This window comes from Treponema succinifaciens DSM 2489, assembly GCF_000195275.1.
Taxonomy (GTDB): Bacteria; Spirochaetota; Spirochaetia; order Treponematales; family Treponemataceae; genus Treponema_D; species Treponema_D succinifaciens.
In genome coordinates this window covers 317309-330501 of record NC_015385.1, presented here as the reverse complement: position 1 = coordinate 330501, position 13193 = coordinate 317309, and the positions used below count along the sequence as shown (strand labels likewise).

The 13193-nt window shown below is 40.1% G+C and carries 9 protein-coding genes; 3 read left to right on the top strand and 6 right to left on the bottom strand.

The annotated features are described in order from the left end of the window. Nucleotides 1–15 precede the first annotated feature (15 nt). Entirely contained in the window at nt 16–3564 is a 3549-nt protein-coding gene (locus TRESU_RS01545; RefSeq protein ID WP_013700571.1) for a helicase-related protein, read from the bottom strand. Nucleotides 3565–3876: 312 nt separating this feature from the next. On the opposite strand from TRESU_RS01545, the gene TRESU_RS01540 reads away from it, so the two are divergent. The 3 genes from TRESU_RS01540 to TRESU_RS01530 all read left to right on the top strand — a co-directional run bounded on the left by TRESU_RS01540 (nt 3877) and on the right by TRESU_RS01530 (nt 5913). Then, nucleotides 3877–4296, top strand: a complete 420-nt coding sequence (locus TRESU_RS01540; RefSeq protein ID WP_013700570.1) for a helix-turn-helix domain-containing protein — start codon at nt 3877–3879, stop codon at nt 4294–4296. A 12-nt stretch (nt 4297–4308) separates the two neighbouring features. Further along, nucleotides 4309–4899 (top strand): ImmA/IrrE family metallo-endopeptidase, encoded by a 591-nt coding sequence (locus tag TRESU_RS01535; protein ID WP_013700569.1) that lies wholly within the window; start codon nt 4309–4311, stop codon nt 4897–4899. 246 nt (nt 4900–5145) lie between these two features. Then, nucleotides 5146–5913 (top strand): HU family DNA-binding protein, encoded by a 768-nt coding sequence (locus TRESU_RS01530; protein ID WP_013700568.1) that lies wholly within the window; start codon nt 5146–5148, stop codon nt 5911–5913. An 84-nt stretch (nt 5914–5997) separates the two neighbouring features. Here the strand turns inward: TRESU_RS01530 and TRESU_RS01525 are convergent, their stop codons facing one another. From TRESU_RS01525 to TRESU_RS01505, 5 genes are all read right to left on the bottom strand, one after another. Continuing rightward, nucleotides 5998–7335, bottom strand: a complete 1338-nt coding sequence (locus tag TRESU_RS01525) for a sodium-dependent transporter (RefSeq protein ID WP_013700567.1) — start codon at nt 7333–7335, stop codon at nt 5998–6000. 61 nt (nt 7336–7396) lie between these two features. Next, nucleotides 7397–8425: an FAD:protein FMN transferase gene (locus TRESU_RS01520; RefSeq protein WP_013700566.1), complete on the bottom strand. Its 1029-nt coding sequence runs from the start codon at nt 8423–8425 to the stop codon at nt 7397–7399. Continuing rightward, complete coding sequence (locus tag TRESU_RS01515) at nt 8422–10632, bottom strand: ATP-dependent helicase (protein ID WP_013700565.1); 2211 nt, start codon at nt 10630–10632, stop codon at nt 8422–8424. The genes TRESU_RS01520 and TRESU_RS01515 overlap by 4 nt, the downstream gene beginning before the upstream one ends. Beyond that, nucleotides 10629–12083: a 30S ribosomal protein S12 methylthiotransferase RimO gene (rimO, locus tag TRESU_RS01510; RefSeq protein WP_013700564.1), complete on the bottom strand. Its 1455-nt coding sequence runs from the start codon at nt 12081–12083 to the stop codon at nt 10629–10631. The genes TRESU_RS01515 and rimO overlap by 4 nt, the downstream gene beginning before the upstream one ends. Beyond that, complete coding sequence (locus tag TRESU_RS01505) at nt 12076–13191, bottom strand: helix-turn-helix domain-containing protein (protein WP_013700563.1); 1116 nt, start codon at nt 13189–13191, stop codon at nt 12076–12078. Before TRESU_RS01505 ends, rimO begins: the two co-directional genes overlap by 8 nt. Between the last annotated feature and the right edge of the window lie 2 nt (nt 13192–13193).

The window sequence follows — 13193 nt, the reverse complement described above, 5'->3', positions numbered from 1 at the left end:
AATATTTTCCCCAAATTATTTAACTATAAATTCAATTGCAATGTTTGCTTCGGATTCTGAAGAATGAGCATATGTATATTTGTGCAGATAATCAATATCGGCTTCTATCTGAATCGTTCCAAGTCCTTCATTCTTAAAAGTCATTTCCAGAAGTTTGTTTATCAGGCTGAAATTTTTGTCTCTTATTGAATTTGAAATTTCATCAAGTTTTTCTTCATAGATTTCAGGCAAACCAAAATTATAAAGTGATTTTATTTTCTTGATTGCAGCTGAAATTTCCTTGTCACCTTTTCGGAGTTTGCTTTTCATGGAAAGCTCTGCATTCTGCTTGTCTGCGGCATAGCAGTTAATGACTGACTTTCTGTATTTTTCTATAAGTGTGATGTCTGTTTCTGTTTCTTTAAGAGTTGAAAGCGGTTTCAATGTTTCAAAAAATTCCAGCTGGCTGACTTTTGTCGCACTTCCGTCTTCATTTGAGATATAAAGTGTGGAACGTAATGCTTTGCTGTTTTTATCTGTCTCTTTAAGCTCAGAAAATGCTTTCTTGTTTTCCGATTGTGTTGTTGAGACTATAGTGTTGCCAATGGAAGAAAGTTTTACATAATTGCTTTCATTGTTTTTCTTGAATTCTCTCAGTTCTGCGATAAACGGCATTATAGGTGTCTCTGAATCCTGAGCTTCATCGCGGACTATTTTGTCAAAATGCTTAACTTCCTCTTCGCTTGAATAAATCTGGCTGTCCTCTCCAAAAAGCTCGTGAAATGCCTGAAGTTTTACATAAGTTCTGTTTTTTAGGTTTATCTGGCTATCACCCAAAGTTGACGGATAAAAATTGTAGTTCCATATTTTCTTTGCATCCGTGCCGATTCGGTTGATTCTTCCTAAACGCTGCATAAGCCGGGTTGCGTTCCAAGGAGAGTCGTAGTTCAAAATTGAATTTGAGCGGTGCAGGTTTACGCCTTCCGCAAGGACATCGGTGGTGATAAGAATCTGATAATCGTCTTTTTTTGTCCCTTTATAGTTTGCGTCAAAGTTTGCGGCGATTATTTCTTTCATATCATCACGGTTTTTTGCAGTGATAGAAAGTACATTGCAGTTTGGAATAGGCATTTCGTTCAGCTTTTGCACAAGAGCTTTTTGGGTTGCGATACATTCTGTAAAAATGATAAGCTTGTTATTCTTGTTCCTTTTCGGATCAAGAAATTGCCTTGCGGTTTCAAATATAAAGGTGCTCATTTTTGGATCTGAAGTCTGAACGTCCCATTTTGTGCAAAGCTCGTCAATAAGGCGCAAATCATTGTTCAGATTCTCTATATAACTGTCAAAAAAATCTGCCCGTTTGTATTCCTGATTTGGACCTTCGTTTCCGTCGCCTGAATTTTTCTTGTTCGCCTTCTTTGCTTTTTCAGCCAAAACACAGAGTGTCTGCTCAAAAGTTCCATTTTTCGAGATATTCTCATCGTTTAGCTCTTTGTTTACATTTAGGTCAGGGCAAATAAAAATCCTGTCTGCATTCCACATTTTTATCATATTTTCTGTGTAGCGGTGCAGGTTGTGCAGGGATTCCTTAAAAGCCGCCTGCGAGCTTTCAAGACGCTTTACCAAAAGCAGTTCCATAATCTGCGCAAGACGCTGGGAAGTTCCTGTAACGCTCAGGTTGTTTATTTCGTGCCGTCTGCGGTTTTCTTCTGATTTTAGAAATTCAATCGCTCTGTAGCGGTAATAGCCAAGCCCGTCTTCTCCAGCCGTTGCTCCAAAGTCAAGAACTGGCTCACCATTCTCGTCTGAATCAACATGGCTTACCTGAGGCGCGATTATATTTATTGTGTTATTGAAAAGATTTCCAAGTTCTCCGTTCATTTCGTAAGGAATTGCTACCGGTTTTTGAATTTTAGGAAAACTTAATCTCTGATTTTTCATGTCTTCCTGATAAAAACGTTCGATGTCTGTTCTTGTGCGGCGTATTACAAGAGGCTCTACTATTCTTTTTCTGATGTCCTCGCTGTCTGCAATAAGAGCAGCCTTGTCATGTGCCAGCTCTTCTTTTGTTTTAGGAATTTTTTTGCCGTCAACAGTCTTTTCTTTCTTTATATATTCCTTGTAGTTATTGTGTTTTTCTGCAAAATAGTTTTCCAATTTGTTTCCGAATTTTCCGAGATTCTGCAAAGTGGAGCGGTTGTGCTCACGCTGAAATAAATAAATCTGATTTCTCAAATCGTAAGGCTCGTTGTTCTGCGGTGTTGCGGAAAGAAGCACAATGTATGGCTGCGGATTTATTGAGCCGATAAGGTCATCTAGCTTCTGGTACATTATTGTGCTGTCATTTCTAAAGCGGTGGCTTTCGTCTACAATTATCATTCCGTATTCTTCTTTCTTAAATGCGGAATCAAAATCATTTTCGGCGATATATTCGCCTGTTTCATTGACATCATCAATGCAGCCGATTGTTGTAAGAGTTGTAAGAGTTATAAAAGGATGAATCTTTTTTTCTGAAACTTCACCTTTGTCAAAATATTCGATTGAATCTATCCAGCTTTGCTTGATTGCTGGCGGAGTAATAATAAGAACTGGATTCTTAAGGCCTGTCTCAAGCAGGTGTCGTTTTGCCACCATAAGAGCTGTAAATGTTTTTCCAAGACCTACAACATCTGCAAGAATAAAGCCGTGGTGCTGCTTCATTATTGAAAATCCCTGGTTTACAGCCTCCGCCTGATAGGTAAGACGCTTGAAATTCGGATCCTTCGGCATATAGTCATCGGGTGTGATTTTTCCATTAAAGCTGATTATTTCATCAAACTGGTCGATAAGAAATTTTATGTAGGTTTCGTAAGGAGAAAGCACCGTATAATTTAAAATTGCTGTGTTTTTTTGTTTTTTGTCATCCAGCACTTTCTTTGCGATTGATGAAGGACGGAGAATCTGCTCAAGAAATTCCTTCGACCAGTCCTCCGATAAAGCCCACTTTTCATTGAACCAGAAAATATGTCCTTTTGAGACATTTATACCGTTTGGTTCTGCGGTAATGATTTGAGAAAGTGTTTCAAGATAATTCAATTCTGAGTTTTCTTTTAAGCCTTTCTCTGTAAAATTGCTGCTTCCTATGATTCCGTATGAAATTCCTTTTCCGTAAAAAATATAGCACTTTGAATGTAAAAACTGCTTTTCTTCATTTTCATTTTTTTTGAAGATATGAATCTCTATTTTGTCTGTTTTGCCGAGATATTTTAAAAGGAACGAAACTGCGTTTTCATATTCAGGTTTTACTTCAATTTCGTTTATGTCTGTGCGGATAAATTCTTCCGGCCAGTTCTTTATATCTTTGTATTTCGGATTCTTGTTGTACTGCGCAAAAAGATATGGGTCTTTGCCTATTAAAAGCCGGAGCTTAGTATTATCTCTTGCCAAAAAGGCATTGAGCTCATATGCAAGAACGGCAGTTCCCGGAATATCCCAATAGCCCGTGGCAATGTCAATATGATTGATTTTTGGATTTTTTAAAATTTCTTTTATTGTATCTGCAAGCTTTAGATTTTCTGAATTGTCTATTAAAGTGTTACCTATCATTTTCCGTGCTTTATCCAGCCTTAATTTTACTATACTATTGGAATTTTTGCATCGTAAAATTCTGCTTCGCTTAAAAGGCTATTTCTTCCGCTTCCAATCCTGCCTCCATTCCGCTTCCAGCCGGAACTCCTTTCCTGCTAGAGCAAAAAGCATCTTCCTGTTCTAAGCGGAACGTCTTTCCTGTAAAAGCCGGAATCTTTTAAGCAATAAGCTGTTCTTTGAATTTTATCAATTCTTAAAATATATGTAAATTTTGACAATTTTATACTTGACAATGACAAGTTTGTAATCTATATTGTTTTTAGGAGGTTAATGCTAAAAACGAATAGAAAGTGCCGCAAAATAAAATGGCGATTGCGGCGGATGTGCCGTAAGGCAAGAATTGAATTAGGAATTGAAATAATTATGGAAAGCATGGCTGTTAAAGACAGAATCGGTAAACTGCTTTCGGAAACAGGAATGAGCCAGAAGGCTCTTGCCGATGCAACTAACTTGAGTGAGGGGGCGGTTTCCCACTACCTTAAAGGGGATAGGGTTCCGAAGGGTGCAATCCTTCTGAACATAGCAAATGCGCTGGGTACGACGGTCGATTATCTTACTGGAAAAAGCGACGATGCCCATAAGTTCTCATCAGAACAGGAAATTGAACAGGCATTCGAGCTTATCGCGCGCAATGCCAAGACCCTTACTGATGAGGAGCGCAAAAAGTTCGCGAAAATTCTTTTTTCGTAAGATGAGGTATGAATGGAAAGAGCGGTTCAGCTTTTGGGAAGTGAATATGATGAGATAGAAGAAGAGGCGAATTGTCTTTTTGAGGATTTGGGAATAAAAAAATATCCGGCGGACTGCTTTGAGGTTGCTCGCCTGCTTGGAATTGAGCTTGTAAAATATTCAGATTCCTCAGAGGAGGACAGAAAATTTATGACCTCAAAGTATGAGGAGGGGTTTTCCACGATGACGGCAAAGTCAAGGTACGCGATTTACTACAATGACTCGCTTCCGCCTTGCACCGTCCGTTTTACAATCTGGTATGAGATTGCCCATATACAGCTCGGGCACTTGTACGAGAATCAGGGAAAGTCGGCGGCCAGGATGAAAGCGGAATGCAACCGTTTTGCAACTTATGCTCAGGCTGCAATGCCGTTCGTGATAAAACTTTCACCGTGCTGTCCGGATGAGCTTATGCAGGAATTCGGGCTTGGCTGGACTTGCGCAAACTATGTCTTTGACAGTTATATGCGCATAAGACAGTACCCGAATATTGTGAGAAGAATTCTTTCAAACAGGATTCTTGATTTATTCAGTCCAGAACAAGTGCTGGAGGAGGCTGTATGAAAAATGAAGCAAAAAATTAAGCCCTTAGGATTTGCCGAAAACATTTGCGGTGCGTAAGGCATTTCTTAAGGGCTTTAAAAAGACACTCCAGACGGAGAATCTTCAAATCTGATTTTAGAAGTATACTCCTGTCTTTCGTGTCTGGTCAACAGAAAATCTTGCGAAAAGCGGAAATTCTGTTCAGTGCGGAAAAGGAAACTCACCTTTTTATAACAGACAGTCCAAAAACGGACAAGGAACTTACTTATGAGTACAACTACAAACATTAACTATTCGGACACAGATGGAAGCGGAAATCTCACTCTGTACAAAAATTACTTTGACAATGGCGGAAAATATTACGCACGTTTTGACCGGCGCAATGTTACGATTGACAATCTTATAGCGCGCACGCAGAAAAAAGACATCGGCGTGAACGCCATAACCGCAAAGCACATTCTTTCCCTGATAAAAGCGGAAATAATAGAAGCATTGCAGCGCGGCGAAAGCGTGAACCTCATGGACTTAGGAACTTTCTATATTGCGGCAAGCGGCACAAGCGGAAATACCGCCGAAACCGCAGAAATAAAAAAATTGCTTGTAAAGTTCACTTCGTCAAAGGAAACGAACGAGGCGGTCTCAAAGCTGGGGATAAACAGAATCGTGATTGCGGATTCAAGCCCCTCAATTGATTCTGTCACTGACCTTTTTACGGGGCTTAATGACGGAACTCTTACATCTAAAAAAGCCGCAAGACTTGACGGCGGCAGACTGAAAATTTCTGGCAGTGATGGCGGAATTTTCTTTGCCGAATGTGACACAGACGGGATTTATTCCGAAGATGAAAGCTTGTGGCACAAGGTGAACCCGGAGTCCATAATGCGAAACCTTTCAAAGACGCTCGAATTCTTCCTGCCAGAAAGCCTTGAAAGCGGCAAAAGCTACAGGATTATCCTGCGCACAAACAGCCGAAAAGGAAACGAAGACAAAAAGACCTTTGTTTCCGCAGTGTCTGACATTGTCACTGTAAAATAAAAGCTGTGATTCTGTAATTAACTCTACTATGCTTGGAAAACCACATAGTGGAGTTAATCGTTAATATTACATTTCTATGTTTTTCTATTTCCACTTGAACGTCGCAAGCCCGATTATGTAGATTGCGATTATGCAAAGCGGAACAAAGTATGCGAAGACTGGCTTCATCCAGTTTTTGACTTTGAGACCTTCGCCCTCGTTTGCTTCCTGCACGAGTTTTTCCCAGCCTAAGCCGAATTTGCCGCTGCAGCTGAAAACCGCGAAAATCAGCGCGCCGAGCGGAAGAAGGTTGTTGCTTACGATAAAATCCCAGAAATCAAGCCATGCCGAGCCTTCGCCGAACGGGTGAAAATGAAGCTCGCTGTAGCCTAGAGCGGTTGTGAGCGCGATTAAGAAAATGCCGGCTCCGCAGATTACGCAGCCTTTTTTGCGTGACCAGCCTGTCATCTCGCGCACGCAGGCAAGAATATTTTCGCATACCGCAAGTTCCGTTGAGAACGCCGCGAATACCATAAAAAGAAAGAAAAGACTTCCCCATACTCTGCCGCCTCCCATGTTGTTGAAGACGGTTGTCATTGTGTTGAAAAGAAGAGACGGACCTGCGTCAACTGCGATTCCAAACGACGCGCATGCCGGAAAGATTATCAAGCCTGCTGTAACCGCAACGAAAGTGTCAAGAATAATGACTTTTACGGATTCTCCCATAAGGCTTCTGTCTTTTCCGATGTAGCTTCCAAAAATTGACATTGCGCCTATTCCAAGAGAAAGCGTAAAAAACGCCTGGTTCATAGCACCAACGACAACCGGAACTGTGAGCTTCTTAAAGTCGGGAACAAGATAGAACGAAAGTCCTTTTGCGCCGCCCGGAAGAGAAATGCTCCGCACTGCAAGCACTGTCATCAAGACCAAAAGAAGAACCATCATGTATTTTGTGATTCGCTCAAGTCCGCTCTGAAGATTGCGGGTGAGAATCAAAAAGCACACCGCAACAGCGATAAAAAGGTACATTACATTTATACGCGGGCTTGAAATCATCTTGCCAAAGCTAAGCTCTCCTGACTTTCCAACTACAAACGAGACAAAATAGTAAACCAGCCAGCCTGTAACAACCGTGTAGAACGCCATCAAGAAAATATTACCAAGCAGGCAGACGTAGCCGTGAATGTGCCATTTTGAGCCTGGCTTTTCAAGCTCCTGGTACATTCTTACCGGGCTTGCCTGAGAAGCTCTTCCAAGCGCGAATTCCATTGTCAAAGCCGGAAGCCCCAGCACAACAAGAAAAGCAAGATAAACAAGAACAAACGCGCCGCCTCCGTTCTGACCGACCATCCACGGAAATTTCCAGACGTTTCCGCACCCAATAGCGCAACCTGCGCTCAGCAGAATAAATCCAAGTCTGCTGCTCAATCTTTCTCTAGCCATAAAAATATTTTAGCAGAATTTCAGGGCGGTGTGTAAAAAATCGCAATAAAATGCAAACAATTTAAGGAACAAAAACTATTTTTCTTGAATCGTCCTGAACAAATTCCAAAGAGCCTTTTAAATCCGCAGAAGCAAAAACCGAACCATATTTGCAGACAAAAACAAATGAAATGTCCGATCCGAATTCTTTTTTGAATTTATCAAGAAGCTTAAAAGATTTTTCCACGCCAAGAACAAAGGTCGCAGTTGAAAGCGCATCCGCCGCAATGCTCGATGGGGAAATTACAGTCGCGGAAACAATTCCAGAATCCGCAGGAAATCCGGTCGCAGGATCAAAAATATGATGGTATCTTTTTCCGTTGGATTCAAAATAACGCTCGTAGCTTCCGCTTGTAACAACTGAATTTTCATTTATGCAAAGGCGCAGAAGAGGAGCGGACGATGGAGATTCTGGATTTTTTATTCCAACAGTCCATTTGCTTCCATCAGATTTTTTTCCATAAACATAAATGTTTCCGCCTAAGTCCACAACAGCTTTTTTAACACCGTGCATTTTTAAAATCTTGCAGACTTCATCCGCGGCAAAACCTTTTACAATTCCGCCAAGATTAATTTTCATTCCGGCTTTCCGCAAAAAAACTGAATCTCTGGAAAGTCCAACACAACCAAAATCAACAAGTTCAAGAGCGTTGTTTATTTGAGCTTGCGAAGGAATTTTTTGGTGATCTGTGTTTATGCCCCACAAGTCAACAAGCGGACCTGCAGCAGGAGTAAACGCGCCGTCAGAAATCCAGGCAGTTTTCAAAGCAAAGTCCAGAACATTCAAAACTTCTTCATTCGTCTTTACTGCGGAAATTCCTGCCATTGAATTTATCCGTGAAATTTCAGAGTCTGGCAAAGTCGCACTGAATTCTTTTTCAATCTGTGCAAGGCGTTCAAAAATTTCATCGTAAAGTTTTTTTGTTCCGTCTTCAAAAGCGTTGACCGTGCAAAGCGTGTCCATTGCAGTTTGCGTTCTTGGCTCAATTTTTCCAGAACATGAAGCAAATAAAAAAATAAAAACAAGACAAAGCAGCGAAACAAATTTCATAAATCATCTTCAACAAGCAAGGAGTTTTTTTGATACTTTGGAAGAAACTTTTTAATTCCGCCAGTTTCAAAACTTACAGTAACAACGTACTCGCCTTCATCGCTGTAGCTGCTTCTTATAATCTGTCCGTGTCCATAATCATCATGGAAAACACAAGCCCCCATGCAGTATTTTTTTTCAAGCGGACTTTTTTCTATGCGGCTGGCTGAAAATGAATCTGGCTTTTGTCCAAGTATTCGGATTTCGTTTCCAAGCTCAGCAAGAAACGGACTTGGGATCATAAAATTTGTTCTTCCAAAAAGCCGGCGGACTCCGCATGAAGTAAAATAAAGCTCATCTTTTGCCCGCGTAATTCCAACATAAAAAAGCCGGCGTTCTTCTTCAAGTTCTGATTCTGTTTTTCCTTCGCGCGGAAAAATTCCAGATTCCATCCCAGTTATTATCACGCGCTTGAACTCAAGTCCCTTTGTGTTATGAAGTGTAATCAAAGTAACTTTGTCTTCCTGTTTTTCTTCTTCGGATTCAGTTTTTAAAGTGCGGTCAAGATTTATGTGGTCCAAAAAATCTAAAAGTCCTTGCTTTGTGCACGAATACAAAACTGCGCTGTTTACAAGTTCCTGAAGATTTTCAATTTTTTGCGTGCCGATTTCTTCATCCTGGTCCTTGTGAAATTCTTCAAGCCCGCTTTCTTTTACAACTTTTTCAACAAACTCTGAAAGTTTTTTTTCGTCTGCGAAAACAATATTATTTTCGTTTATCGCCTGACCTGCAAGCAACGCCGCTTCTGAAGTTACAGGAACATTCGGCAATTCATCGGAAAATTTTTCAACAAGCGATTTAAAAAAATCAAATCCTTCTTTTGCTTTTTTTGAAAGCTTCAAGGATTCCGCACCATTCAAAATTGAATTACCATCGGAAGCTTCGATTATTTTATCTTGCGTCGTATTTCCAATTCCTCGCACGGGTTTGTTTACAATCCGCCTAAAAGAAATTTCGTCGCGCTGATTCACAATAAATGAAAGCCACGAAATAATATCTTTTACTTCTTCACGTTCATAGAATTTCAAAGAGCCAACAACTTCATAAGGAATTTTTTTATGCAGGAATTCTGTTTCAAAGCCCAGCGACTGCGCATTTGTTCTGTAAAGAATTGCCCAATCGCTGTAAGGAATTCCATGCTCGTAAGCCTGCTCAATAAGACTGTAGCAAAATTCAGTTTCGTCATCTTGCGACGGAAGAAAAACCAATGCCGGCTTTTTTCCTTTTCCGCGCGCAGACACAAGTTCCTTTCCAAGACGGCCGGAATTATTTTTTACAACATTTCCTGCGCAATTTAAAATTTCAGAAGTAGAACGGTAATTTGTTTCAAGACGGATAATTTTTGTTCCCGGAAATTCATCTTTAAAATTCAATATGTTTTGAATTTCAGCCCCACGGAATTTATAAATGCTCTGATCATCATCGCCAACAACGCAGACATAAGTTCCAGAATTTTCATTGACGCCGGAAAGTTCCTGCAAAAGCTTAAACTGCGCAACGTTCGAATCCTGGTATTCATCAACCAAAATAACTTTGTAGCGCGCATGAAAACTTTTTCTAATCAAATCGTTTTCTTTTAAAATCAAATACGGAAGCAAAATCAAGTCGCCAAAATCCACATTGCCAGTTTTTCTAAGGCGTTGCTGATATTTTTCATAGACTTCTGGAAAAATCGGCTCATCGCAAATTCGGCTTAATTCCAAATCTCCAGGAAGAAGGCAATAGTCTTTTGCCAGCGCAATTTTTTTTGCATAATGCGACGCATCTTTTTTTGTAAGCGAGGGAACTGCTTTTGAAATCAATGAACATGCATCGTCATCATCGTAAACTGTAAAATTATTTTGAATTCCAATTCCAGAATCTTCCGCACAGAGCCGAAGAAACCAAGCACCAAATGAGTGAAATGTTCTTATATGGGATTTTTGCGCGCGTGGTTCAAGATTTATTGCACGCTCTTTCATTTCTTCCGCGGCTTTTTTAGTAAATGTAACAGCAAGAATCGAGGCCGGATTTATTCCAAGCTCCGAAATCATATACGCAATTTTCGTTGTGATTACGCGGGTTTTTCCAGAGCCTGCACCAGCCAAAATTAAAAGCGGACTTCCCTCATGCTCAACTGCTTCCCGCTGCTCTTTATTTAAAACTGAAAGATAATCTTCCGCGTTCATTCAAGAAATTCTCCGTCAACATCGACATCGGATGCGGCAAGAGCCTTTGCCTTTACAACAGCTCCCGGAATTATTTTTTTCACAGCTTTTTCATTATCAAGGTCATAGCGCACAACAAAGGCTCCGTCAACTTCCGGCGCATCAAACCAGGCACGACCGATTGCAAGACCTTCATCTGTGCCGTCTTTATTTTCAATTATTTCTTCAATAAGGACATCGTAAATTTTTCCGCAGCGCATTTTTAAACTTTCAGAAGTTATTTCATGCTGCATTTCTTCCAGCCTAAAAGCTCTAGTCTTTGCTTTTTTTAAAGAAACTTGAGACTTCATTTTATAAGCGGCAGTGTCTTCTTCTCTGCTGTACGGAAAACATCCAGACCAGTCGCTTTTTATTGATTTTAAAAATTCTTCTGTGCGCGAAGCATTTTCGTCTGTTTCCCCAGGGAAGCCTGTAAGAAAAGTTGTGCGTATACAGCTTTCAGGAAAATAAGAACGGATTGTTTTTATAAGCGAAGTATAATTTTCAAAACTACCCTTGCGGTTCATGGCACGGATTATCTTCTCGTCGCCAGACTGAAACGGAATATCAAAATAAGGAAGAAATCTTGAATCGTTTTTCATAACTTCAAGAATGTCTTTGTTAAAATGGTCAGGGTGAATGTACAAAAGCCGGATCCAAAATTTTCCTTCAAGTGCAGAAATTTTTTTTATCAAACGGCACAAAGGAGAGTCTCCATTTTTCTCATAAAAATTTTCTTCCGCATAAACAGGATTTTTTAAATTCTTATAAATTATTTCATGCCAGTTTTTTTCAGAAGAAAACTCTTTGTCTTCCTCGCCGCAACCATAAGCCGCCAAATCCTGCCCAATCAAATTGACTTCAAAAATTCCGCGAGCCAAAAGAGATTTTATTTCTGAAACAATTTCATCTGAATTTCTTGAACGAAGTTTTCCACGTATAATGGGAATTGCGCAGAATGAGCATTTGTTATCACAGCCTTCTGTAATTTTTACAAACGCGCTTCCTTTAAAAGACAAAAGTGAATTCCGCTCGCCACAGCAAACTCCTTTTTGTTCAGCTTTTAAAACCGGACGCTTTTCTTCAAACAAATCTTTTACAGCGGAATCAATCAACTCTAAATTTCCGTTTCCAACAATTCCGTCAGCTTCAGGCAAATCTTTTTTAAAGACATCCGCATAACGCTCGGCAAGACAGCCCGCCAAAAGAATTTTCGCATTAGGAAATGCAGAGCGCGCTCCAATAAGGGAATCCAGACTTTCTTTTTTTGCGCTCTCAATAAATCCACAGGAATTTACAATAATCAAGTCGGCTTTTTCAGGCTCAAAAACTTGCTCAAATCCAAGTCTTAAAAGCCTGCTCATTATAAGCTCGCCGTCAACCTGATTTTTTGCACAGCCATGCTGGTCAAGAAAAAATTTTTTACTAGTCAAGTTCAAGCACCACTAAACGATATTTTCCGTCACTGTCACGAACCCATTTTATGTCTTCCGCCTGAACTTCACCTGCACGCCCAACTTCAAGATCATAAGAAGAAAGTCCTGCGATAACATGAATTTTCAAAGCGTTAATGTTGCTCATCCAAAGCCGAGTTCCGTTGTTTGAAGTAATTGTAACAAGCTCGCCGCTTTTGTAATAGCCTTCAACATAATCCTGACGGTCGCTTTTGTACCTGAAAAGACAAGAACCACGGAATGTAACATTTATTGTAAACGGATAAGCGCGAGTGTCTTCGTGGATTACCGTTCTGTTCGCATTGTTTTTTACAGCCGAAGCCGCAGGAATTTCTGAAAGTTCTGTACCGGATTTTCCATCTGAAATCGCGACAAAAGAATTTTCAATGGATTTTTCAAGAATTCTGACTTCCGCGCCGTTAGCCTCATTGTCATTTGAAACATCGCTCAAATAAATAATCAAATCCGCAAATCCGTCGCCGTCAATGTCTATATCACGTTCCTCGCTAAGCTCCACAATCTGATTTCCAGAAGGCGTAAGAATTGAAAGATTTCCCAAAGTTCCGCCAACTGTCAAGACAATATTTCCCTTGCCTTGTTTTGCAGGAACAAGAATTTGATCTCCTTTATAAAGTCTCTTTGTTTCGGGCTTGCCAGTAAACTGATACTGATGGATTTTTTCTTTTTCAACTTGCTCTCTTGCCTTAAGCTCTTTTTTCTGCGGAATTTTCAGCACGCTGAAATAAATGTAAATTCCAAGCATCGCCAAAACTAAAACAACAGATGCGACAATTACAGGAACAAGAAAAACCGGCTTCTGATTTTTTAAAAGTTCAACTGGAACTGGAGATTCCTGAATTTTTTTTGCATGATAAAGCCGCAAAATCTCATCTTTGTCCAGCCCAAGAAATTCACAATAATTTGAAAGAAATCCTATAAAATAAGATTCTCCAGGAAAATCTTCAACGCACTCGTTTTCCAGTGAATCTATATAATTTTTTGTAATCGCAGTTGCACGCTCAATCGCTTCCATGGAAACTTTTTTTTCTTCACGGGCATTGCGCAAAATTTCTCCGTAGCTTTCCATTT